The following is a 22,915-nucleotide window of genomic DNA, read 5'->3' on the forward strand; positions in this document are numbered from 1 at the left end:
ATCAGGCCTGTGGCGAGGCCACGGACTTCAACGCCTCCATCACCGCGGCCACCGCCGGTGGCTCCAGCGGAGCGGGCACCACCGCGCCGAGAACGAGGCAGCCATAGGGCGTGTCCACGGGAATGACTTCCAAGGTCGCGGCCGCGCCGACTTTCACGTGCACGTTGGCCGCGGCACCGCCGGGGCGGCGCGAGGCCACCGCCAGGCTGCGGGCCAGGAAGTGGAGCTTGCCGTGGCCGCTCTCGTCGAAAATCACCGCGCCCTCGCGGTCCAACAGGAAAATGCCCGTGGCGGCGAAATGGCGGTGCAACCAGTCGCGGAAACGCCCGACTCGGTCGAGGAACGGCCCGCGGACCTCGGTGCGCGGAGCGGGAGGCTCCGGGGCAGGGGGCTCCTCTTCCACGACCGTCGCCTGTGGCAGCGGAGCGGGAGCCGGTTCCGGTGCTGGAACGGGAGCAGTCGGCACCGGGGCCGGTGGCGCCTGGATGTCCAAGGGCGAAACCGGAGAGTAGCCGACGAATTGCTCACCGAATCCGGCCTCCATCACCTGCACGGCAGGCTGTTGGACCGGCTGCAGCAGCCGTTCGGCCAGACGCCGGACCTCGATCGGGTCGAGCCATGGATGCACCGGGTCCATCAGCCGAATGCGGGAGAACGGTGGCCTTGGAGATCGAATTTCGATTCGATTTCCGAGCGCAGCGAGTCGAACACGGCCTGGGCGCCGCCGCCATCCTCCAGCACCCCCACGGGCAGACCGCGGGCGCTTGCGCGCACGAAAAGGGCATCACGCGGCACCACCGTCTGGAACACCAAGTCCTGCGGCAGCAATTGGCGCAGGGCGTGGCCGGCCTCGAGGCTCTCGGCGAGCTCCTGTTGGACCATGGTCAGCACCACTCCCAGGACGGACAGCCGGGGATTCATCACCCGCAGCCGGTTCAGGCCTTCGAGAAGCTTCGGCACCGAGCGGATGCCCAGCGGCTCCGCCTGTTGGGGAATCAGCACCGCATCACTGGAAGCGATCACGTCGCCGGTCACGCCGAACAGGCCGGCCGCCGTGTCCAGGATGCAAAGGTCGAATCCGCGGGCCGCGCTGGCACGTAAGAAAGCCCGGACGCGGGCCAAATAGGAACCCGCCACCCCGCCGCCGGACTCGTAGTCGCTGGCCTGGCCGCTGGCCACCAGCGAGAACGTTTCGAGGCGCGTCGGCACCACCAGCCGGTCGAGCGGAATCCCTGGGTCCGCCAGGAAATCATAAAAGCCAGCCAACAAACGTGACTGTCTTGTCAGGGATAGGCCGACGGATCCCTGCGGATCGGCGTCCACCAGTAGCGTGCGCACGCCCGCGCGGGCAAACGCGTGGGCAAGGTTGATCGACAACGTGGTTTTGCCCACCCCACCTTTTTGACTGGAAACTACGAGACTGGTCACGCCGCTATGGGAAATCCGCAGCCACCGTAGCTTCGGCTTGTAACAGCGGAAGCCTTTTCTTCAAGATACGGACACACCCGGCAGCGCCGGGGCCTGCCCCTCGTCCCCATGCGCTCCCCTTCCGCGTCCTCCCGTCTGGCGCTCGTCGCGACCGCCCTCGGCCTCGTTGTCGCGCTGCCCTCGTGCCGGAAGCCGGTCCAGGCTTCCGCCTCCACCGCGGTTCCCGCCGAAAGCGTTCCGGAACTCCGCTCCAACCAACTGTCGGACAGTCCGTCCACTCTCCTCGCCGACCAGTCTGCCTCGCCGGTGCGCTGGCAGCCGTGGAACCAGCGGACTTTTGAACGGGCCGGCCGAGCCAACCGGCTGGTGTTCGCGGTGTTTGCGCTGCCACACCAGATGGAGAGCGCGGAAGTCATGAAGGCCCTGAACTCCGAAAACGGATTGATCCGTGATATCAACGAGAACTTCGTGCCGGTGCTGGTGGACAGCGATGCCTGCCGCGAGACCGGCCTGCTGGCAGCGACCCTCTGCGCGGAGCTCAAGAGTCCGTTCTCGATGCCGCTGTTCGTGTGGCTGACTCCGGAAGGAAATCCGGTGGCGTGGATTCCGGCCAAGGCCCGGAAAGGCGGGTTCCGCGAGCTGTTCGATCAATCCAGCGGCTTGGTCTCCCGGATGTGGACCGAGAACGCGGAAAGCCATTCCTACGTGCTCTCCAATAGCAAGACCGACAACGCGAACCGTGCCGTTCAACTCGCGAAGCAAGGTGAATGTCCGCCTTCCAGCCCCAATCCGGACAAGGACGTGCTACGGGCGGTGCGCCAGCTCTCATCCTACTACGATGCCGGTTCGCATTCGTTCGACAACGCGGGCGGCCTTTTTCCCGCTTCGGCGCTCGAGGTGCTGTCCTCGGTCTCCCTCATGCAGGGGATTCCGGCGGATGTCGCCGGCCGGTGCCGCGCCGCCGCGGCCGGTCTGGCCGTGGATCTGTCGTCCAGCGCCATGATCGATCCCTTGGACGGCGGGGTTTTCTCCGCGCGCCGCGGCGGTGGCTGGGATCTCCCGCAGTTTACCCGGGATTGTTCCAGCCATGCACGGGCCTTGGTCTCGCTCGCCGAGGCCGGCTATGTGGCGAAAAACCCGGCGCTCGTAGCCCAGGTTTTGTCCGGTATCGAGTTCGCGGAAAAGAATTACTCCGCCTCGAACGGGCTGTTCGCCTTCGGAAGGCAAACCGTGTTGCCCGCGGACAATTGGCTATGGAGCATGGAGGAGCTGGAAAAGGTCTTGTCGTTGGATGAGATGAAGGTCCTCGGCGCGGTTTGCGGGTTGAAGGGATTGGGAAACATCCCCATTGAGAGCGATCCCAACCGCGAGCAGTTCCGCCGCAACAGCCTGGCGGTGAAAACCCCGCCGGAGAACGCGGCTGCCCGTCTTGGCATGGAGCCCGCCGCGGCCCGCGGCCATTTCGAATCGGCGCGGAAGAAGATCCTGAAACTGCGTCAGGAGCGGACGGGGGACGTGCCCGAGGACAGCCGGCCACATGCCATTGCATCCTTCCGGATGGTGTCCGCCTACGCCGCGGCCTATGCGGTCACCGGCGATCCGGCTTTGCGGAAGAAAATGACCGAGACCTTCGGGCGGGCCCGCGAGGTGTTCTCCAGCGGTTCCGAGCTTTTGTCCTTTCCCGGTGGCGATGACACCCTCTGCAGCGCCCGCGCCTTCCTCTACGGGATCGCGATCCAGGCCGCCCTGGACGTGGCGGAGGTGTCCTTCGATCCGGAGGCGGCGGCGTGGGCCGGGGAGTTGTCCGCCGCCGCGGCCGGGCGGTTCATGGAGGGCACCCGCCTGCGGGAGGCCACCGACGGACAGAGTTTGGTGAAGGTGCCGATCTCGGACCGGACCATGATCTACGACGATTCCAGCGCCGGGCTGCTCTCCGCGGTCGAGGCCCGCCTGTCGAAGCTCGGCCAGCCGGTCACCGCGGCGTATGCCGCGGCCGTGGCCAGCCTGCCGACGGAAGCCATCGACAAACCCATCATCCACGCGGATCTGGTGCAGGCGGCCCTCATCCGGCACCAAGCGCCGCTCGTGCTGCTCGCCCCGGACGCGTCGGCGGCGCTGCGCGAGGCGGTGGCCCGTCTTCCACTGCGGACCGTGTCGCGGAGACTGGCCACCCCCGCCGATTCCGTCCCCTCCGGGCAGGCGAAGATCGTCCTCGCGGACGGCACTTCCTCCGTGGCGTCCTCCTCCGATATGCTCGGTCCCCTGATCTTGGCTGGCGGTCTGCCCCGCTGAGTGCTTTCTTCCGGCTTTCCCAAAAACATGAAACCCACCCGTTCCATCTTGATCCTCCTCTCCGCCGGCCTTCTCGGCAGCGCGGCCGCTGAAACCATCCGCCTGAAGGATGGGACCAAACTCGAGGGGAAAATCCTCAAGGAAGACACCGAATCCTACGTGGTGGATGTCCAGGTGACCCGCTCGATCCGCGAGGAAAAGACGATCAAAAAGGCGGACGTGGCCGGCGTGGACCGCGAGCAACTCGATGAAAAGGCCTTCCTCGCCATCAAGGGCTTGGTCCCGACCCCGGACCTGCTCACCGCCGCGGATTATGACGCCCGCCTCGCGAAGGTTCGCGAGTTCGTCCAGACCTACCCGACCAGCCCACAGGTGAAGGCCGCCAAGGAGATCTCGGCGACCCTGGAGAAGGAGCGTGAGTCGGTGAACCAAGGGGGCGTGAAGCTCGGCGGGCATCTCATCACGGATGAGGAACGTTCTTCCAACAAGTTCGACGTCGATGCCCGCATGATCGAGGTGTCCATCCGCAGCCTCGCCAAGGACCTGCGCTGGGCCGCCGCCCTGCGGGAATTCGAGAAGCTGGAGAAGGAGTATCAAACCAGCGCCGCCTACAAGGAGGTGCTGCCGTTCGTGAAGGACGTCATCCGCCACTACCGCTCGGAAGCCTCCGAGGCGGCGTCCACCTACGACGCGCGCTTCAAGAAGCAGCAGACCGGCCTGGAACTCCAGAAGGCAGAGGACCGCGCCGCCAGCGCCTCGGCCATCGCCGACCGGGATGCCCAGATCAAGGCCCAGTATGACGCGGAGAAAAAGGCGTCGGTCAAGTGGATCACCGCGAACCCCTATCTCAAGGTCTCCCTCGACGAGGCCGTGAAATACGCCGACCAGGAGCTGAAGCGCCTCGATGCCGTCAAGCTCGACACCCTGCCCGATGGCGGCAAGGCTTGGCGCGAGGCGTGGACCGCCGTCCACGCTGGCGGTGACCTGAAGTCCTCCAACTCGCTCATTTCCGCAGCCCGCACCGCCAAGCTCCCGGACCGCTACGTCAAGGAGCTCGAGGCCGCCGCCAAGGAAGCCGGGGGCAAGTGACCCGCGCCTGATTTCCATTTCCATCATGCAAGCCCGCACCGCCAGCCGCTCCCGCAAGACCGCCGAAACCGCCATCGAGCTCAAGATCGACCTCGATGGCAGTGGCGTCTCGACCATCGCCACCGGCATTCCCTTCTTCGATCACATGCTCGTGCTTTTCTCGAAGCACGGCTTGTTCGACCTCGACCTGAAGGTGGATGGCGACATCGAGGTGGACTACCACCACACCGTGGAGGACACCGGCATCACCCTCGGCGAGGCGATGAAGGAAGCGCTCGGCACCAAGGAAGGCATCAGCCGCTACGGCATGGCCTACCTTCCCATGGACGAGACGCTCGTCCGCGTGGTGGTGGATCTCAGCAATCGCCCCCACCTGGAATTCCACGCGCCGGTGAACACCCCCTCCGCGCCGAACATGCCGTTCACGCTGGTGGAGGAGTTCTGCCGCGCCGTGGCCTCGAACCTGCGGGCGAACATCCACATCGAGCTGCTCTACGGCCGCGATGGCCACCACATCGCGGAAGCGATCTTCAAGGGCCTCGCGCGTGCCCTGCGCGCGGCCTGCGAACGCGATCCCCGCGTGAAAGGCATCCCGAGCACCAAGGAAGCGCTGTGAGCATGAAGGTCGTTCTCATCGATTACGGCGCCGGGAACATCCGCAGCGTCGCCAATGCCCTGAACGAACTCGGCATCCAGCCGGAGATCGTCGCTGATCCCGCCGGTCTGGACGGTGCCACCCACCTGGTGCTGCCTGGTGTCGGTTCGTTCGGGGATTGCATGGCCCGCTTGGAAGAGCGCGGCCTCGCCTCCGCCCTGCGCGAGCGCATCGCCGCGGGCACTCCGTATCTTGGCATCTGCCTCGGCTACCAGATCCTGTTCGAGACCAGCGAGGAAACCTCCGCCGGTGTCGCCGGTCTCGGCATCTTCAAGGGCAAGGTGAAGCGCTTCGAGGACCAGCCCGGTCTCAAGGTGCCGCACATGGGCTGGAACTCCGTCGTGCCCCGCCAGCCGGACTCCGGCTTCTGGCAGGACCTCGGCAGCGAGCCCTACTTCTACTACGTCCACTCCTACTTCCCGGTTCCGGCGGATGACTCGATCATCGCCGCGGAAACGACCTACGGTTCGGAAACCTTCGCCGCCTCCATCCAGACGGACAAGATCCTCGCCGCCCAGTTCCACCCGGAAAAGAGCCAGGACGCCGGCCAGCAGTTGCTGAAGAACTTCTTCGCGCTCACCGCCTAACTGGCTGGGAGCAGAATGGAAGCGGAGCGGACATAGCCGGAGGCAAACATTCCTGTCCCGTTCTTCATTCCCATGCATGGCGGCCCTTCCTCCGCCATGTCCCCCTCATGCGCATCCGCATCCTCAGCGACTTGCACCAGGAGTTCGGTCTGACGGAGATTCCCCGGACCGAAGCCGATCTTATCGTCCTCGCGGGGGACATCTCGACCAAACTCAACGCCCTGCCGTGGATCCGGGAGTTCTGTGGCACCACACCCGCCGCCTACCTCTGCGGAAACCACGAATACTACGGCGATCAACTGCCGAAGATCGCCGATAAGATCCGGGCCGCGCTTGTCGGATCGAACATCCGCTTTCTGGAGAACGATCATTTCGATCTCCACGGCTGGCACATCTACGGCTGCACCTTGTGGACGGACATGGCCTTGCTGGGACCATGGGAGGCTGGTGCCGCCGAGGCGGGGGAGTGGATGAATGACTACAAACGGATCCGGAATTCCGCCAACCACCACCGCAAGCTTACGCCCCGCGACACCCGCCTGATCCACCAGCGGTCGCTGGAACGGATGGGCGAATTCCTCTCCAACCACGACCCGGCGAAGACGATCGTCGTCACCCACCACGCGCCTTCGATTCTCTCACTGCCGGAGGTGAAGCGGACGAACCCGTTGAGCTGCGCCTACGCGTCCGATCTCACCGCCTTCATCGAGCGTCACCAACCGCGGCTGTGGATTCACGGGCACATCCACAAGAGCGCCGACTACCACATTGGCCGCACCCGCATCGTCTCCAATCCTCAGGGCTACCCGGATGATCCGAATCCCGGCTTCAAGCCGGACTGGGTGCTGGATCTGGACTCCGTCTAATCCATTCGGAAGATGGACGTCGGTCCGGCGGGAGATCACCATTCCGGGGTCATGTTCCGTTCTTTGCTTTTCCTCTCGTTGTCCGCCGGTCTTGTCCACGCGGAAGCTCCGCCCCGTCCCCTTGTTCCCATCATGGGCTGGAGCAGTTGGAACCATTTCCGCGTGAAGATCGATGAAACGATCATCCGCGGCCAGGCCGATGCCATGGCGGCCAACGGGATGAAGGAGGTCGGCTACCGGTTCGTGAACATCGACGATGGCTTCTTCGGTGGCCGCGATGCGAAAGGAAACCTCCTCTACGACGACGGCAAGTTCCCGTCCGGCATGAAGGATCTCGCCACCTACATCCACGGCAAGGGACTGAAGGCGGGCATCTATTCCGACGTCGGCGCGGACACCTGTGGCTCGCAGTATGACAAGGACCAGAAGGGATTCGGATCGGGGCTCTTCGGCCACGAGGAGCAGGACCTCAAGCTCATGCTGAAGGACTGGGGCTTCGATTTCATCAAGATCGACTGGTGCGGCGGCCGGAAGCAGAAGCTCAAGGAACAGGAGAGCTACACGAAACTCTCGAAAACCATCCGCTCCATCCGTCCGGACGTCGTCTACAACGTTTGCCGCTGGCAGTATCCCGGCGATTGGGTGAAGGACGTCGCGGACTCCTGGCGCATTTCCTCGGACATCAACGCGCGCTTCGATTCCATCATGGCCATCGTGGACAAGTGCGAGCCGCTTTGGCCCCACTCGGGTCCCGGCCACTTCAATGACATGGACATGCTCCAGGTCGGCCGCGGCATGAAGCCGGAGGAAGACCGCGCCCATTTCACGATGTGGTGCATCATGGATTCGCCGCTGCTCGCCGGGAACGACCTCCGGAGCATGTCGAAGGAAACGCTGGAGATCCTCACCAACAAGGAAGTCATTGCCCTGAACCAGGACCCGCTCGCGTACCAAGCGCGCCGCTTGCGGGACGATGGCGATCTGGAGTTCTGGGCGAAACCGCTCGGTAAGATTGATGGCGGAGATGTCGCCGTGGTGCTTCTCAACCGCTCGGACAAATCCGCGGACATCGCCTTCGATCTCTCTGCCGCCGGGATCGATCCCGCTGCCGGCTACGCCCTCCGCGATCTTTGGAAACACGAGACTCAAACCGGCCTCAAGGACGCCACCCTCCGGCGCGAGGTCCCTGCCCACGGCGTGGTCGCGCTCCGCATCAAAGGCAAGCCAGCCGCGGCAAATCCCTTCGCGAAGTAGGAAAGGGGGGCTCTTTTTTCGTAGCGCGAAGCTTGGCTTCGCGTGCGGGTTGCGGATCGTTGCGGAAAACGGGTGCCCGCGATTCTCTTCGTGGCTCTCTCCAGCACGCGAAGCCAAGCTTCGCGCTACTTTGCTCAGACCTCGTAGAGCTCCAGCGGCAGCCCGTCCGGATCGGCGAAGAACGTGAACCGTTTCCCGGTCAGCGGATCGATCCGGATATCCTCCACGGCCAGGTCCTTCGATTCCAGCTCGGCCTTCACTCCCGCCACATCCGGCGTCGCGAACGCCAGATGCCGCAGACCCAGCGCCTCCGGAAACGAAGGCCGCGGCGGCGCTCCCGGCATCGAGAACAACTCGATCCGGGTTCCGTCCGGCAACCGCAGGTCCAGCTTGTAGGAGTTTCGTGCCTCCCGGTAGCTCTCCTCGATCACCTCGAACCCGAGCAGCTCCGTGTAGAACGCCTTCGAACGCGGATAGTCCGAGCAAATGATCGCGACATGGTGTTGGCCGGTGAGGTTCATCCGTCGCTCTTCTCTTTCTGGATTCTGGGCTCTTGAGTCTTATACGCACACCGGACACTCGTTGATCTTCTTGAAGAAGTCGTTGCCCTTGTTGTCCACCAGGATGAAGGCCGGGAAGTTCTCCACGGTGATCTTCCACACCGCTTCCATGCCGAGCTCCGGCCAGGCGACGACTTCCTGGGACTTGATGTGGTCGCGAGCCAGTAGCGCGGCGGGGCCACCGGCGGAGCCGAGGTAGAAGCCGCCGTGGGCCTTGCAGGCGTCGGTCACCGCCTGTGAGCGGTTGCCCTTCGCCAGCATCACCATCGAGCCGCCGTGGCTCTGGAACAGGTCGACGTAGGAATCCATGCGGCCCGCGGTGGTCGGGCCGAAGGACCCGGAGGCCATGCCCGCCGGCGTCTTCGCCGGGCCGGCGTAGTAGACCGGGTACTGCTTGAAGTAATCCGGCAGGTCGCCGTTCGCTTCGAGATACTCCTTCAGCTTCGCGTGCGCGATGTCGCGGGCGACGATGATGGTGCCGGTGAGCGAGACGGCGGTGGTGACCGGGTATTTCGAAAGGGTGGCCAGCGTTTCCGGCATGCCCTTGTCGAGGTCGATCGGCACGCCGGTGAACTTCCAGTCGCGGTATTTCTCCGGAATGAAGCGGCCGGGATCCTTCTCCAGCTTTTCGAGGAAGATGCCGTCCTTGGTAATCTTCGCCTTGGCCTGGCGGTCGGCGGAGCAGGACACGCCGATGCCCACCGGGCAGGACGCGCCGTGGCGCGGCAGGCGGATCACCCGCACGTCGAGCGCGAAGTACTTGCCGCCGAACTGCGCGCCGATGCCGATCTCACGCGCGGCGGCGAGGAGTTCCTTCTCCAGCTCCAGATCGCGGAACGCCTGGCCGTGCTCGTTGCCGGAGGTCGGCAGGGCATCGAGGTAGCGGGTGGACGCCAGCTTCACGTTCTTCAGGCAGGCCTCGGCCGAGGTGCCGCCGATCACGAACGCGAGGTGGTACGGCGGGCAGGCCGCGGTGCCGAGCGAGCGCATCTTCTCGATGCAGAATTCCTTCAGCCGCTTCGGGTTCAGCAGCGCCTTCGTCTCCTGGTAGAGGAAGGTCTTGTTGGCGGAGCCGCCGCCCTTCGAGACGAACATGAACTTGTAGGCGTCGCCCTCGGCCGCGTAGAGGTCGATCTGCGCCGGCAGGTTGGTCTTGGTGTTGACCTCGTCGTACATGTTTAGCGGAGCGGTCTGCGAGTAGCGCAGGTTCTCCTCGGTGTAGGTCCTGTGGATGCCCTTCGAGAGCCACTCGGCGTCGTCCACACCGGTCCACACCTGCTGGCCCTTCTTGCCGATCACCGTGGCGGTGCCGGTGTCCTGGCAGGCGGGGAGGATGCCCTTGGCGGCGATCTCCGCGTTTTTCAGGAGCATCAGCGCCACCATCCGGTCGTTCTCGGTGGCCTCCGGGTCATCCAGGATGGCGGCCACTTGGGCGAGGTGGGAGGCACGCAGCGTGAAGTTGATCGCCTTCATCGCCTCGTTGGCCAGCAACGCCAGCCCCTCCGGCTCCACCTTCAGCACCGGCTTGCCCTCGAACTCCGAGACCGAAACGTGCTCGGAGGAGATCTTCTCATACTCGGTGGCGTCCGGCCCCAGCGGGAAGGGGTCCTGGTAGTGGAATGCTTTCTCGGCCATGGTTGCTGGCCAAGGAGGTAGAGGGGAACGGGCGGGGCGTGAAGGGAGAAGTGCGGCAAGTAGCGCTGGGCTTGGCCCGGCGTGTTGGGAAGGTTCGCGAAGTCGCTCCGAGATTCAGTCCGCCATCAAGTGGCCGGTAGTCAGCAAAGAGGGAAAAGAGCCCGTCGCGGGTTCCCTTCTCTTTTCTGATCACTGCTGACTTGGCACTTCGCCCCAAGTTGGAAACTTGTGCTACGCCTTCGTCAGCCGCGCCGGCCCCTGGGAAGGGGAGGGGATGTGCAGCATCTGCTCGAAGTCGCCCTTCTCGCAACAGCGCACGAAGCTCTCCGTGTAGCTCTTCAGCTTGTCCCAGCCCTCGCGGATGTCGGAGGCTTCTTCCCCCGTGATCGAGTGGTCGACCGCCGCGGTCGAGATCCGGCTCAGCAGTTCGGAGAACTGGCCGATGATCTCCTGGGTGGCGGGCAGGATGCCCTTGTTGAAGTGCTTGCCGTCCGGATTCGGTACGAAATAGCCGCCGACCTGCTGGCACAGCCAGCCGATGATCCGCTCGTCGCCGCTCAGCTCGATCACCTTCAGCAGGCGGTCGAGCGGGTTGCGGCTGCCGGAGCCGTCCTCGGACTGCTTCTCGGCCCACTTGTAAACCAACGAAAGCGAGATCCCCAGCTCCGAAGCGACCGCTTTCGGGCTCGTTTTCTGAAACGCTTGTCTCAACACCTCGTGGCTTTCCATGGGCGGCAGACTAACAGGTTCGAACGGGATGAAAAGCCGGAGTTATGATCCCCGGTCATTCCTCCGGGAGGTCCTCATGACCGGCGTGCGCCTGAGCGATCGAAAATTCCGCCAGCTCCTCCACCTGGGTGACGCTCGTCACCTGGCAGAGCCGCTGCCGCAGCTCCTTCGCGCCCGGGAACCCCTTGCAGTAGGCCATCAGGCGGGAGCGCATGCCGATCAGCGTCTGGCGCTCGTCGCCATTCTTTCCGCCCGCCACCACCAGGCGGCAGTGGCGAAGGATCAGTTCCCAGCGTTCCTCCACTGGCGGCGGTTCGAGGATGCCACCGGTTTCAATGTAGTGCTTCGCCTGGCGGAAGACCCACGGGTTCTGCATCGCCGCCCGGCCGATCATCACCCCGGAAACCGCGGTCTCCCGCTTGCGGCGGGCCACGTCCTCGCCATTCGAAATGTCCCCGTTGCCGATCACCTGCACCGGCACGGCGCGCGCCACGGCGTCGATCGTGTTCCAGCAGGCTTCGCCGGTGTAACCTTGGGCGCGGGTCCGGCCATGCACCGCGATCGCCTGCATGCCGCAGTCGACCAGGATCTTGCCGACCTCGACGGCGTTGACGGTCTTTTCGTCCCAGCCGATGCGGATCTTGGCGGTCACCGGCACCTGGTCGCCCACCGCCTTCGCCACCCCGGTGGCCACCGAGGTGAGCAGCGGGCAGTCCTTGAGCAGCGAGGAGCCGCCGTTGCGGGCCACCACTTTGTTCACCGGGCAGCCGAAGTTGATGTCGATGAAGTCCGGCCGCTTCCAGTCGATGATCTTCTTGGCGGCCTCGCCCATGCGCTCGCCATCGGCCCCGAAGAGCTGCACGCCCACCGGCCGCTGCTCGTCGCTGAACTCGGTGTATTTCCGCGTTCGATCGTCGCGCTGGAGGATGCCCTCCGCCGAAACGAACTCCGTGACCATCACGTCAGCACCCAGTTCCTTGCAGATCTGCCGGAACACCACGTCCGTCACCCCGGCCATCGGCGCGAGGTAGAGCGGAAACTTGCCATCTGAAAACCACGGAAGCACGCGGCACCCATACGGCGTAAATCCCGGAAGCTGAACCCCCGAATCCGGGAAAATTTTGATGAATGCAATTTTTTGCGCTTCACACCCGCAGCGGGTTGCTTAGTGAAGTGGCCACCATGCGAGTCCTCCTGACCACCTGCAGTTTCCAAGACACTCCCGGTCCCCACCACGCCCTCCTTGAGTCGCAGGGCTGGGAAATCGTCCGCGAGCGCGGCCCGCTCTCCGAGGCCCGCATGCTGGAGCTGGCCGGCGACTTCGATGCCTTCCTCTGCGGCGATGACGACATCACCCGCGCCGTGCTGGACAAGTCTCTGCCGCGCCTCCGCGTGATCTCGAAATACGGCATCGGTTTGGACAAGATCGACGTCGCCTCCACCAAGGAGCTCCAGATCCCGCTGCTCTTCACCCCCGGGGTGAACCACGACACCGTGGCCGAGCACACCTTCGCCCTGCTGCTGGCCATCACCAAGAACCTCATTTTCAGCGTCGATGCCACCCGGGCCGGCCGTTGGGACCGCAAGACCGGCAACGAACTGTATGCCAAGCGCATCGGCCTGATCGGCCTCGGTCGCATCGGCCAGGAAGTGGCGAAGCGGGCCGTCGCCTTCGGCATGGAAGTCCACGGCTTCGGCAACTACTGGCCGGATGACATCGCCGCCCAATACGGCATCAAGCGCCACGAGACCCTGGATTCCCTCTTTGCCTCGGTGGACATCATCAGCCCGCACACCAAGCTGGGTCCGGACACCCACCACTGCGTGAGCGCGGAGCGCATCGCGCTCATGCCGGACGGCGGCTGGATTCTCAATACCGGCCGCGGTGAACTGGTGGACGCCGCCGCCGTGATCGCCGCGCTCGATTCCGGCAAGCTCGCCGGCTACGCCACCGACGTCCTCGACCAAGAGCCCCCGCCAGCCGATCACCCGCTGCTGCATCACCCGAAGGTGATCGTTACGCCGCACATCGGCTCCCGCACGTTCGAAAGCGTGCCGCGCCAGGCGATGAAATCGCTGGTCAACCTGGTCAATGCCCTGGCCGGGGAAGGCGAGATCGCCTGTGCCAACGGCGTGATTTGACCGACCCGTCAGGGGGCGATCCGCTTTTCCAGCTCGGCGACCCGTTGATTGAGGTCGCCGATGCAGTGGAACAGGCCGCGGATGACGTTGAGGAGTCGATCAGCTCCTTCGGCACCCAGGGCGGCCAGTTCTTGCTCCAGAACTGGAGACAGCGGTGGAAGATCCAAACCTTCGATACGGGATTCGGTCATGGTGAAGTTGGGGGAGTTCACCTTTTCTTTACAATTCAAGGCAGGTCATTATAAAGTACAAAATCGGCCATATTGCAAATTGCATTATCTGCTGATATAACTCTATCGGGATGCAAAAAGCCTCCGACCGGATCTCCGGCGGAGGCTTTTGAAGTTTTGGGAAGGGGGTGGGTTGTCGACGAGGATCGCTCAGGACTCCTTTTTGCCGAGAACTTCGAGCTTCACGGAAGTGACACCACGCGCCGCGAATCCGAGGCGCTCGGCGACACCGAGGGTCACGTCGATCACCCGGCCGCGCACGAATGGGCCGCGGTCGATGATCGTCACGATCTCGGATTTTCCGTTGTTCATATTGACCACACGCACTTTGCTGCCAAGCGGCAGGGTCTTGTGAGCGGCAGTAGCTGCCGAATTGGTCAGACGTTCACCGCTGGCGGTACGGGTGCCGCCGTTGGTTTTAACCGAGTACCACGAAGCCTGGCCGTGTTGGATCGCAGCGATCTTCCACGTGTCAGGGGCGTCGGTACCCGACGAGGCAGTGCTGGTGGTAGCACAGCTCGGGAGTGTAATGACTCCGGCGATTGCCAGGGCCACGGACTTGTATTTCCGGGTCATGTTCATCGTCAGTAGGTCCCTTGCGGGGCGGCCTACCTACGGGCTAGCCGTTAGCCCCGGCAAGGGAAAAAGCCTACGTAACAACACGTATTGGCTTGGTTTATCAAGGGTTTGCGATGTTTATAGTAAGGAATTCCGTAGTATTTTCTCGCCCGTTTGGCCTCCGTTTTGCTATCTTGATGGGTATGAGGGGATCATGGATGCCTTCGAGCAGGGACCGCTTCCGGGCGGCCGATTTCACCTTCCTCAGTGACGTGCTGGCCCCCATCGACGGGCGCTGCCACCTGAGCCGTCTCTGGGATGATCCGCAGGCCCTGCGGGAAATGCTGGATCTCAAGGAGGTCTTCCGCGCGGTGCTCGATTCGCCCTCCGCGCTCCAGGTGTCCGCCCCGTTCTATTTCTACGTGCTGGTGCGGCATGTGTTCCTGCAGGCCGGCCTGACGGATGCCGATCTGGCGGACTATGTGGCCGGGGTGCTGGCCGAGCGGGTCTTGGCCGAGCCGGGCGATTCGCTGCGGGATGTCGCACGCGGCATCACCCATGCGGCGGATTTCCTCTCGATCTTGGAAACCTCCAGCGGCCGCCTCCGGTTCCATCTCCAGCTCGCGGCGGGCAACCAGTTCCTGGTGCTCACCGGGATGTATCCGGGCTTCCTCCACCACCGGGCGATGCGGCGCGGGGCTCCGGACGTCGAGTTCTACGAGGCCTTCGCCTGTCGGGCGTTCCGCGGTGCCGCGGACAATCCGGAGGCACCGGCTAGCACGCCGCGTCATTTGCTCGGCGCGCTTTCCGAGGTGCTGCCGACGGCCCGCCGTTCGCTCAACCGCATGGCCGAGGAATTCGTGTTCCTCGGGGAGTGATCAGCGTTTGTTCTCCCGCCAGACGATCGTCGTCACCTGCCAGCCATCCTTCGTCTTGTTCCAGACGAAGGTCGCCTCGCCGGGGCCGTCGGCCGGGCGGTAGGAATTCAGGTCCACCAGTGCATCAAGGGTGGCGGAGACGGTGGCCTGATCGTTGGTGAGGGTGATGGAATTGAATTTCTGGATCGAGAAGCGCGTTTCCTTGGCCATGCCGCAGAGGGCGTGGAAGCCGGATTCGACGTCCGCACGCCCGAAGCTCCCGCTGGCGTCCGGGGCTTCCGGAACGTCGACCTCCAGCCGCGGTCCGATCAGGCCGGTGAGTTTCAGCGCGCCGAGCTCCCGGTTCGCTTTGGACGTGCCGGGGGCCAGGGTGAAGACGCCGAGCAGTTCCTTGGTGCGGCGTTTCACGACCTGCTCGGGGGAAAACCACCAGAACAAGCCACCGGTGAGGGCCAGAAGCAGGACGAGGGGGAGAAGCATTCGGCGCATTCCCGTAGCTTCGTCGATCCGCGGAGGCTGGCCAGCGGGGAATGATCGCGGGGCCTCACTTTTTCGACGGATCGTAGAAAATCCGGATGTCGGCCTTTTCGCCCCCGAGCAGCTCCTGGGCCCGCTTCAAGGCATTGCGGGTCGAGACGTTCGGGTTCTGGGCGGAGTGGATGAACAGGTTGCTTTCCCCGGCCTTGCGGTCCGCTCCCTCCTGGAGGGTGGCGAGGATACCGGATTGCTTCAGCACCCGGTATACCTCGCGGGTGGCACCGGAGACGATGATGTGGCGTTCATGGGCCCGGGTGAAACGGATCAGATCCTCCAGCGCCATCACGCTGGTGGCGTCCAGGTGGCGGGCGTTCTTCAGGCGCAGGATGATGATCTTCAGCGTGGGATCGGTGACCGTTCGCTGGATCTGGGTCCGGAACAGCTCGGCGGCCCCGAAGAACAGGTCGCCTTCGACGTGGACGATCGAGATCGCCGGGATCGGGCGGGGGCGCTTTTCCCCGCGCTCGCGCAGTTCCCCGGCGTCGTCGAACTCGTACTCCACCAGATACGGCTTGCTCGCTTTCCGCAGGAACAGGGTGATCGAAAGGGCCACCCCCACGAAGATCGCCACATGCAGCGGCATCAGCAGGGTGGCCACGAAGGTGACAATCAGCACCGCGGCATCGTCGGGCGTCGAGCGCAGGCAGATCCGGATGTGGCGCGGGTTGAAGAGCGCCAGGGCCAGCGCGATCACCAGGGCGGAGAGGGCGGCCTTCGGCAGGAAATCCACCAGTGGCACTCCGATCCGGGGCGAGAGCGCGATCAGGATGGCCGCCGCCAGGATATAAATACCGGCGAAGGTCGAGGCGAAGCGGGTGCGGGCACCGGAGGCGAAGTTCAGCGCCGAGCGGGTCAGGGAACCGGAGGCGGGCATGCCGCCGGCGAAGGCGCTGGCCAGGTTCGCCATGCCCACGGAAAGCATGTCCTGGTTCAGATCCGGGTGGTCGCCGCTGCGGGAGGCGATGGTCTTGGCCATCAAGGTGTTTTCCAGCGCGGAGAGGAACGCGATCGCGAAGGCCACTCCGACCAGCATCGAAATGTCGTCGAACAGGTTCTTGCCGCCGAAGCCGGGCATCTTCGGGGACAGGTCTTCCAGCGTGAAGGTCTTGAAATGCGGCACCGCGTGCCAGACCTCGGGGCCGAACCGGATCAGCGACCCGAACACCGCCGAGGAGAGCACCAGCGAGATCGCGAAGTTCGGCCAGCGCGGGCGGAATTTCTGGAGCGCCAGATAGACCCCGATGGTCGAGGCGGAGATCGCCAGCGTCGGCCAATGGGAGTGGGGGAGGGCCCGGATAATCGCGGCGACCAGGCTGGCGAAGGTGCGGGTGCTGTCCGCGCCCATCGCCGCGCCGATTCCGAGAGCCTCCTTCAACTGGGTCACGATGATCAGCACCGCCGCCCCGGAGGAATAGCCCACCAGCACGCTGCGGGAGATGTATTGCAGCAGGTCGGCGACTTTCAGCAGCGCCCCGGCGATCAGCAGCAGGCCGGACATCAGCACCAGCAGCGGCACCAACTCGGACTCCCGCGACATCAGCGCCGGACTTCCGGCGAACAGGCTGAAAAGCATGAAGGCCGTGGCATTGGTCGGCCCCAGCGAAGTGTGGCGGGAGCCCGCGAACAGCGGAGCCACCAGCGGGGCGACGATCGCGCACAGCACCCCGAAGATGATCGGAAGCTGGGCGATCGAGGCGAAGGCCATCGCCTGCGGGATCGCCAGCATCGTCACGTTCAGCGCCGCCCGCGCGTCCTGGCGGGCCTTCGGCAGATCATAGCGGCCGAGGCTGGCGGTGAAAGGAAAGGCTTGCACCCGTCCGGCGGAGAAGAAACCTCCGATGTCCCGGAGTCTCCTCGCCAGCGTGCGTTGCCACTTCATATTCCGGCCAGCTTACCTGAAGCGGGCGCGTCGGAACAACACCAGACCGAGAATCACGCACAACACGTTCGGGGCCCAGAGCGCCGCTTTCATGGCCTCGAGGGTGCGGAATTGGTCGGCCACGAAGGTGGAGAGGAAATAGCCGGCCGCGATCAGCATGCTGAGGATCAGTCCGGTGGAGGTGTCCTGGCGACGGGCTTTCAGGCCGAGCGGCACCCCGACGAACGCGAAGGCCAGGCAGGCCATGGAGAACGAGTAGCGCTTGGTGATGTCCGCGAGGAAGGTTCGCTTCGCCTGTTCCGGGATCTTCGGATTGGTATCGAGGAACGCGTGGATCTCGTCCTCGGTCATGGTGCCGGAACGCGGCTTCTTCGGCCGGGAATCGGAGAAGTTCAGGAACCAGTATTTCGCGTCCTCGGTGAAGGCCGGTTGGTATTCACCCTTGTCGTTCTTGGTTTCGAAATAGGCGCCGTCGAGCGTCAGCGCGAACTGCTGGCGGGCCTGGTCGACCTGGAAATCCACGCGGCGGGCGTGGATGTAGGCCGGGGTCGGGCCGTTCGGATCGTTCGGCTTCCGGGTTTGGTACATGTGGAAGCCCACCAGCGCGTCGCCATCCTTCGCTTCCACGAATACCTTCTGGTTGCTGAAGCGGGACTGCACCGCGCCGGGATCGAGCAGGGCCTTCGGATCCCGCATCACCTCCTTGTAGATCATGTCGTCGAGGGACGCCTTGGCCTTGGGAGCCACCCTCACGTTCAGCCACATGCACAGGCCGGAAAGCGCCAGCGCCAGGACGAACACCGGGGCCGAGAGCCGCGGCAGACTGATGCCCGCCACCCGGAACCCGGTCAGCTCCTGCTCCGAGGACAGGCGGCCGAAGACCAGCAGCACCGCGGAGAGGAAGCCCCACGGGATCGTGAACATCATCGAGAACGGCAGGATGTTCAGCGCGAAGCGGCCGACCATGCCGAACGGAATCTTTTGCTCCACCAGCAGCGGGCGGATCTGTTGAAACAGGCTGCCCAGCACCAGCACCAAGGACAGCACGATGATGGCGAAAACCGTGCTCCACAGCACCTGCTTGCCGATGTAACGATCCGAGATCCGCATGAAGATGCGGAAGCTTGGGACCGGCAGATGCCGCTGTCGAGGCGGGAGATGGGTAGCTGCCGGAGGCGGGGTTTCCATCCCGGACGGACGCAAACGGCGGTTATTTTATTCGATCCGGTGTTTTTTGAGAATGATTAAGAACGATTTACAACCTGCTGCAAATCCATTGGAGGAGCGGCAATCCGGCTCCAGCAAAGGAATCCAGCCCGCTAACTGTTAGTCAGTGGCGGGCCTAATTTCCTTGTCCCCCCTCCCCCCCGGCAGGGTATCACATGGGCAATCTCGGATGCTTAGGCAGTGCGCTGTCACGTACTGCAACCGGCACCACCCACCCGAAAACCCGTGACTGAACACACCGAAGTGCATACTGGCTCCCCCCAGGACCCGATGCTGACGCGTCGGAAAACCCTCGCCACTCTCGGCTTCACTGGCCTCGCGCTCGCGGCTTCCGCCAGCCCTCTCAAGGCGGCGTTCTTCCAAAAGCTCGGGTCGAACATCGATCTCGCCGATCTCCCGCCTGAATGGTGCGCCCATCAAGGCAGCCTGCTCGGCGAATACGCGGCCTTCCTGGCCGGTCTCAAACTCACCCGCATCACCCCGCGTCAGGTGATCGAATCCCACGCCAAGGAACACCAGGGCGTGTGGAACGGCATCCCGCCGAAAGTCTACTGGCGCCAGATCGTCCCGACCCTCCAGGTCGTGGACCGTGTGGCCGCCGAATTGAACATGCCGCTCAAGGAACTGGTCTCCGCCTACCGGAGCCCGGCCTACAACGCCCGCTGCCCGGGAGCGAAGAGCTCGTCCTGGCACCAGGCGAACGTCGCCTGCGACATCGTTTTCCCCACCTCCGCCTATCAGGTGACCGCCGTGACGCGGAACCTGCGCGACCGCGGCCTGTTCAAGGGCGGCGTCGGCAGTTACCCCGGCTTCACCCACGTCGACACGCGCGGCGTGAACGTGAACTGGTGAGATGGATTTCCAAGGCGCGCGGGGCATCGCTTCGCGCGCTTTTTTGCGCCCCGGTGGCGCGCCGGACCGGCGGCCCATTTGAGCGTTCCCCCTGAAAACACCGCTGGCACCGGAGGGGGAGACTCCCGGTGCCGAGGGGAAAGCGGAAGGGGATGTGTGTTGGGAACAGAACCAGGGGAACAGCAATTCCCTGACGCCGCGACCTTATCAAATCCAACGGGTTCCACCATTCCGCCATCACGTAGGCGGGATCGCGGAGGCCTCAACCCAGGGTGATGCCCACCGGGCAGTGGTCGGAGCCGTGGACGTGCGGCAGGATCCAGGCGTCCTTCACGTTCCCCATGAAGGCTGGGGTCGCGCCGAAGTAGTCGATACGCCACCCGACGTTGTTCTGGCGGGCGTTCGCGCGGTAGGACCACCACGAATAGTGACCGGGTTGGTCGGGGTGGAAATGGCGGAAGGTGTCGGTGAAGCCGGCACCGAGGAGTTCGGTGAAGCTGGCGCGCTCCTCGTCGGAGAAGCCGGGGTTCTTGCGGTTCGAGGCCGGGCGGGCGAGGTCGATCTCGTGGTGGGCCACGTTCAGGTCGCCGCAGAAGATGACCGGCTTGTGTTTGGCGTGGGTCAGCAGGTGGTTCCGGAATGCGGCGTCCCATTCGAGACGGTAGGGGAGACGGCGCAGCTCGTCCTGAGCGTTCGGGGTGTAGACGTTCACCAAGGTGAAATCGGGATACTCCAGCGTCAGCACCCGGCCCTCCTTGTCATGGTCCTCGATGCCCATGCCTTCGTGGACATTGAGCGGCTCCTCGCGGGTGAAGACCGCCACGCCGGAGTAGCCGGGCTTCTGGGCGGAGTTCCAGAACGCGTGGTAGCCTGCGAGCTCCGGCGGCACGGTGACCTGCTCACGGCGGGCCTTGGTTTCCTGGAGGCAGAGGATGTCCGGTTTCTCCGTGCCCACGAAGTCGCCGAAGCCCTTGCCGAGCACCGCGCGGATGCCATTCACGTTCCATGAGAGGAGTTTCATGGGGAGAAGAGGACGCGGGATGGGGCGGCTGGGAAAGCGAAAAGCGCGCTTCCTCTGATATGACCTATGGGTCCCATAAGTCCTATAGGACCCATATCTCTGGGAGGCGGCTTTCCCTCCCAACAAAAAAGCCGCATCCCGTGAAGGATGCGGCTTTTTCCAAAGTGCGATTCGCTTAGCGCTTCGAGAACTGGAAGCGGGCGCGGGCGCCGGGCTGACCGGACTTCTTGCGTTCCTTCATGCGCGGGTCGCGGGTCAGGAAGCCGAGCGGCTTGATCAGCTTGCGGGTTTCCGGGTCGTGCAGGTTGAGGGCACGGGAAACCGCGTGGCGGATGGCGACGGCCTGGGCCGGGGTGCCACCACCCTTGACGACCACGTTGAGGTCGAACTTGTTGACAAGCGCGGCGGCCTGGAAGGGAGCCAGAACGGAGTTCTGGAGCTCGACGGTCGGAAGGTAGTCTTCGAAAAGGCGGCCGTTGATGGTGATCTGGCCGGTGCCTTCGGTCATCCAAACGCGGGCGACGGCGGTCTTGCGTCGGCCGGTGGCGCTGTGCGTGGTGGCGGTGGTGGACATGTTGAAAAGTGAGCTGGGATTAGCGGACTTCGCGAACGGCCGGCTGCTGGGCTTCGTGCGGGTGCTCGGCACCGGCGTAAACCTTGAGCTTGCCGAACTGGCTGCGGCCGAGGCGGGTCTTCGGGATCATGCCCCAGACGGCGTTCTCGACAAGCAGAACCGGGCGGCGCTTGCGGATCATGCGCGGGGTTTCCACCTTCTTGCCGCCGACGTAGCCGGAGAAGCGGGTGTAGATCTTGTCGATTTCCTTGGTGCCGGTGAGGCGCACGTGCTCGGCATTGATCACGATGACGAAATCGCCGGTGTCGACGTGGGTGGTGAAGATGGGCTTGCCCTTGCCGCGCAGGAGATTGGCGGCCTCGACGGCGACTTGACCCAGGACCTTGTCCTTGGCGTCGATCACATACCACTTGCGCTCGACTTCGTGAGGCTTGGCGGAAAACGTTTTCATGGCGAATCGTGAAATGCCTCCGGGGATCGCAACCGGCTTGCTCGCGGGCGGAGGGGCGCGCAATCTAGGGACCACCCTCGGGGGTGTCAACCGGGAAATCGCTAAAAAGAGGCGGGTTGGCCATGGTTCGAGTGCCGATGGACTCTAAAAAGAATCCGTCCCCGAGGATGGGGGACCCGGCGGCGGCAGGCAAATTTGAAATTCCCGGGCCCCGGCGGCTCGGGACTTGACGCTGCCGGGCGGTGCAGGGTCCGGTGGGGCCGTGGATCTGGTGACTCACGCAGTGATGGGGGCGGCCATCGGGGAGCTGTTGCTGGGCAGGAAGCTCGGCAACCGGGCCTTGGCATGGGGAGGATTGCTGGGAGCGCTTCCAGACCTGCTCGACGCCCTGTTGTGGATGTGCTCGAGCGAGGCGTGGTTTGTCACCTTGCACCGCGGGATCAGCCATTCCCTGCTGCTGATCGGGATCGCGGCATTCGCGCTGCCGCTGTGGTTGGTCCGGCTGTGGAAGAAGGATAAGGTTGAGCGTGGCCGGGCGACGGCCTTCGTGGCCGTGGGGCTGGGAGCCCATGTCTTGCTGGATTGCCTCACGGTGGAGGGGGCGAAGCTGCTGGCTCCGTTTTCGGATCTGCCGGTGGCGCTCAATTGCCTCTTCGATCCGGACCTGTTCATCACGGTGCCGGTGCTGGTGACCGTGCTGTGGCTGGCGTTTTTGAAACGGGAGATCCCCAAGCGGCCGAGGAAGGGCAGCAAGGCAGCGGCCGCCAAGGGTCTGAAACTCACGGCCCGGGAGAAGCTCGCAGCCCGCGGCTTGGCGGTGGCGGTCATCTACATGGCGCTCGCGGCCGGGCTGAAAGGCTGGGTGTCGTCCGGGTTCGATGCGGATCTCCAGCGCCGTCAGGCGACCTTCTCACGCCGGATGGAGGCACCCACGCCTTATAATATCCTCCTCTGGCGGTCGGTGGTGGACCGCGGGACCGAGCTCTGGATCGGCTACAAGTCGGTGTTCGAGAGCCGGGAGACCCCGGTCCGGTGGGTGGTGGTGCCGAAGGGGCGCGAGTATGCCGCGCCTTTCGCCGAAGAAGCCGGGGTCAAGGCTGTCAGCCGTTTCAGCGACGGCTGGTGGGTGGCCCGCCCTGTCGCGAAGGGCGTGTGGCTCGCCGATCTCCGGTTCGGGGAAACCCGCGGCTGGGAGCGGAAAGCGACCGTCGACCTGCGGCCGACCGTGCACTGGCAGTGGTCGAAGGCCGAAGACAAGGCCACGCTGCGGAAAATCCAGTCCGGAGCCCGCAATGTCCCCGAGTCCCTGAAACGCCTGGTCTTCCGGATTTTCGGAAACCGCACGGACTGGGAAGGCAATCCCCGCCTCACCGGCAACCCCGGCAGTTTGCCCGAGGTTCTGGAAGCGGTGGAGTGAGGCTCGATTCCGTGAAGGTCCAAACGCTGCGCGCGGCTTGGGAGCAAACCGGCG

The 22,915-nt window shown here is 64.4% G+C and carries 24 protein-coding genes; 10 read left to right on the top strand and 14 right to left on the bottom strand.

Features of this window, described 5'->3' with window-relative positions; all coding sequences use genetic code 11:
* Nucleotide 1 precedes the first annotated feature (1 nt).
* Nucleotides 2-637, bottom strand: coding sequence for a hypothetical protein (locus llg_RS11020; RefSeq protein WP_338289967.1), 636 nt, complete (start codon nucleotides 635-637; stop codon nucleotides 2-4).
* Nucleotides 637-1,428 (bottom strand): ParA family protein, encoded by a 792-nt coding sequence (locus llg_RS11025; RefSeq protein WP_338289968.1) that lies wholly within the window; start codon nucleotides 1,426-1,428, stop codon nucleotides 637-639. The genes llg_RS11020 and llg_RS11025 overlap by 1 nt, the downstream gene beginning before the upstream one ends.
* A 108-nt stretch (nucleotides 1,429-1,536) precedes the next feature.
* On the opposite strand from llg_RS11025, the gene llg_RS11030 reads away from it, so the two are divergent.
* From llg_RS11030 to llg_RS11055, 6 genes are all read left to right on the top strand, one after another.
* Nucleotides 1,537-3,720 (top strand): DUF255 domain-containing protein, encoded by a 2,184-nt coding sequence (locus tag llg_RS11030; RefSeq protein WP_338289969.1) that lies wholly within the window; start codon nucleotides 1,537-1,539, stop codon nucleotides 3,718-3,720.
* A gap of 27 nt (nucleotides 3,721-3,747) precedes the next feature.
* Nucleotides 3,748-4,809, top strand: coding sequence for a PTPDL family protein (locus llg_RS11035; protein ID WP_338289971.1), 1,062 nt, complete (start codon nucleotides 3,748-3,750; stop codon nucleotides 4,807-4,809).
* A 25-nt stretch (nucleotides 4,810-4,834) separates the two neighbouring features.
* Complete coding sequence (hisB, locus tag llg_RS11040) at nucleotides 4,835-5,425, top strand: imidazoleglycerol-phosphate dehydratase HisB (RefSeq protein ID WP_338289975.1); 591 nt, start codon at nucleotides 4,835-4,837, stop codon at nucleotides 5,423-5,425.
* A gap of 2 nt (nucleotides 5,426-5,427) precedes the next feature.
* Complete coding sequence (hisH, locus tag llg_RS11045) at nucleotides 5,428-6,051, top strand: imidazole glycerol phosphate synthase subunit HisH (RefSeq protein ID WP_338289976.1); 624 nt, start codon at nucleotides 5,428-5,430, stop codon at nucleotides 6,049-6,051.
* A 107-nt stretch (nucleotides 6,052-6,158) separates the two neighbouring features.
* The gene (locus llg_RS11050; RefSeq protein ID WP_338289977.1) at nucleotides 6,159-6,917 is read left to right on the top strand and encodes a metallophosphoesterase; all 759 of its coding nucleotides are present in this window, start codon (nucleotides 6,159-6,161) and stop codon (nucleotides 6,915-6,917) included.
* A gap of 51 nt (nucleotides 6,918-6,968) precedes the next feature.
* Nucleotides 6,969-8,171, top strand: a complete 1,203-nt coding sequence (locus llg_RS11055; RefSeq protein ID WP_338289978.1) for a glycoside hydrolase family 27 protein — start codon at nucleotides 6,969-6,971, stop codon at nucleotides 8,169-8,171.
* A gap of 134 nt (nucleotides 8,172-8,305) precedes the next feature.
* Here llg_RS11055 and llg_RS11060 read toward each other — a convergent pair whose 3' ends face one another.
* The 4 genes from llg_RS11060 to dusB all read right to left on the bottom strand — a co-directional run bounded on the left by llg_RS11060 (nucleotide 8,306) and on the right by dusB (nucleotide 12,161).
* Complete coding sequence (locus llg_RS11060) at nucleotides 8,306-8,692, bottom strand: VOC family protein (RefSeq protein ID WP_338289980.1); 387 nt, start codon at nucleotides 8,690-8,692, stop codon at nucleotides 8,306-8,308.
* A 39-nt stretch (nucleotides 8,693-8,731) separates the two neighbouring features.
* Nucleotides 8,732-10,366: a fumarate hydratase gene (locus llg_RS11065; protein WP_338289981.1), complete on the bottom strand. Its 1,635-nt coding sequence runs from the start codon at nucleotides 10,364-10,366 to the stop codon at nucleotides 8,732-8,734.
* Between the two features lie 231 nt (nucleotides 10,367-10,597).
* Nucleotides 10,598-11,095, bottom strand: a complete 498-nt coding sequence (locus llg_RS11070) for a hypothetical protein (RefSeq protein ID WP_338289982.1) — start codon at nucleotides 11,093-11,095, stop codon at nucleotides 10,598-10,600.
* 55 nt (nucleotides 11,096-11,150) lie between these two features.
* Nucleotides 11,151-12,161 carry a tRNA dihydrouridine synthase DusB gene (gene dusB / locus llg_RS11075; RefSeq protein WP_338289983.1) on the bottom strand — a complete coding sequence of 337 codons (1,011 nt, stop codon included), beginning with the start codon at nucleotides 12,159-12,161 and terminating at the stop codon, nucleotides 11,151-11,153.
* A gap of 116 nt (nucleotides 12,162-12,277) precedes the next feature.
* On the opposite strand from dusB, the gene llg_RS11080 reads away from it, so the two are divergent.
* On the top strand, nucleotides 12,278-13,237 hold the full coding sequence (locus llg_RS11080; RefSeq protein ID WP_338289984.1) for a phosphoglycerate dehydrogenase: 960 nt from the start codon (nucleotides 12,278-12,280) through the stop codon (nucleotides 13,235-13,237).
* Nucleotides 13,238-13,245: 8 nt separating this feature from the next.
* Here llg_RS11080 and llg_RS11085 read toward each other — a convergent pair whose 3' ends face one another.
* Both llg_RS11085 and llg_RS11090 read right to left on the bottom strand, forming a co-directional pair.
* Nucleotides 13,246-13,428 (bottom strand): hypothetical protein, encoded by a 183-nt coding sequence (locus tag llg_RS11085; protein WP_338289985.1) that lies wholly within the window; start codon nucleotides 13,426-13,428, stop codon nucleotides 13,246-13,248.
* A 189-nt stretch (nucleotides 13,429-13,617) separates the two neighbouring features.
* Complete coding sequence (locus llg_RS11090; protein ID WP_338289986.1) at nucleotides 13,618-14,049, bottom strand: septal ring lytic transglycosylase RlpA family protein; 432 nt, start codon at nucleotides 14,047-14,049, stop codon at nucleotides 13,618-13,620.
* A 194-nt stretch (nucleotides 14,050-14,243) separates the two neighbouring features.
* Between llg_RS11090 and llg_RS11095 the strand changes: the two genes are divergently transcribed.
* Nucleotides 14,244-14,903, top strand: a complete 660-nt coding sequence (locus tag llg_RS11095) for a hypothetical protein (RefSeq protein ID WP_338289988.1) — start codon at nucleotides 14,244-14,246, stop codon at nucleotides 14,901-14,903.
* On the opposite strand, the gene llg_RS11100 is transcribed toward llg_RS11095, so the two are convergent.
* From llg_RS11100 to llg_RS11110, 3 genes are all read right to left on the bottom strand, one after another.
* Nucleotides 14,904-15,383: a hypothetical protein gene (locus llg_RS11100; protein ID WP_338289989.1), complete on the bottom strand. Its 480-nt coding sequence runs from the start codon at nucleotides 15,381-15,383 to the stop codon at nucleotides 14,904-14,906. It abuts the gene before it with no gap.
* A 64-nt stretch (nucleotides 15,384-15,447) separates the two neighbouring features.
* Nucleotides 15,448-17,319 (bottom strand): SulP family inorganic anion transporter, encoded by a 1,872-nt coding sequence (locus llg_RS11105; RefSeq protein WP_338289990.1) that lies wholly within the window; start codon nucleotides 17,317-17,319, stop codon nucleotides 15,448-15,450.
* A 12-nt stretch (nucleotides 17,320-17,331) separates the two neighbouring features.
* Nucleotides 17,332-18,429: an LptF/LptG family permease gene (locus llg_RS11110; protein ID WP_338289991.1), complete on the bottom strand. Its 1,098-nt coding sequence runs from the start codon at nucleotides 18,427-18,429 to the stop codon at nucleotides 17,332-17,334.
* 342 nt (nucleotides 18,430-18,771) lie between these two features.
* Between llg_RS11110 and llg_RS11115 the strand changes: the two genes are divergently transcribed.
* Nucleotides 18,772-19,398, top strand: a complete 627-nt coding sequence (locus llg_RS11115) for a D-Ala-D-Ala carboxypeptidase family metallohydrolase (RefSeq protein ID WP_338289992.1) — start codon at nucleotides 18,772-18,774, stop codon at nucleotides 19,396-19,398.
* 262 nt (nucleotides 19,399-19,660) lie between these two features.
* Here the strand turns inward: llg_RS11115 and llg_RS11120 are convergent, their stop codons facing one another.
* The 3 genes from llg_RS11120 to rplM all read right to left on the bottom strand — a co-directional run bounded on the left by llg_RS11120 (nucleotide 19,661) and on the right by rplM (nucleotide 21,444).
* Nucleotides 19,661-20,419, bottom strand: a complete 759-nt coding sequence (locus llg_RS11120) for an exodeoxyribonuclease III (RefSeq protein ID WP_338289993.1) — start codon at nucleotides 20,417-20,419, stop codon at nucleotides 19,661-19,663.
* A 175-nt stretch (nucleotides 20,420-20,594) separates the two neighbouring features.
* The gene (gene rpsI / locus llg_RS11125; RefSeq protein WP_338289995.1) at nucleotides 20,595-20,993 is read right to left on the bottom strand and encodes a 30S ribosomal protein S9; all 399 of its coding nucleotides are present in this window, start codon (nucleotides 20,991-20,993) and stop codon (nucleotides 20,595-20,597) included.
* A 19-nt stretch (nucleotides 20,994-21,012) separates the two neighbouring features.
* Nucleotides 21,013-21,444 (bottom strand): 50S ribosomal protein L13, encoded by a 432-nt coding sequence (gene rplM, locus llg_RS11130; protein ID WP_338289996.1) that lies wholly within the window; start codon nucleotides 21,442-21,444, stop codon nucleotides 21,013-21,015.
* 262 nt (nucleotides 21,445-21,706) lie between these two features.
* Here rplM and llg_RS11135 point away from each other — a divergent pair, with 262 nt between their 5' ends.
* The gene (locus tag llg_RS11135; RefSeq protein ID WP_338289997.1) at nucleotides 21,707-22,861 is read left to right on the top strand and encodes a metal-dependent hydrolase; all 1,155 of its coding nucleotides are present in this window, start codon (nucleotides 21,707-21,709) and stop codon (nucleotides 22,859-22,861) included.
* Nucleotides 22,862-22,915 lie beyond the last annotated feature (54 nt).

Origin of the sequence: Luteolibacter sp. LG18 (assembly GCF_036322585.1) — a bacterium.
Classification (GTDB): domain Bacteria; phylum Verrucomicrobiota; class Verrucomicrobiia; order Verrucomicrobiales; family Akkermansiaceae; genus Luteolibacter.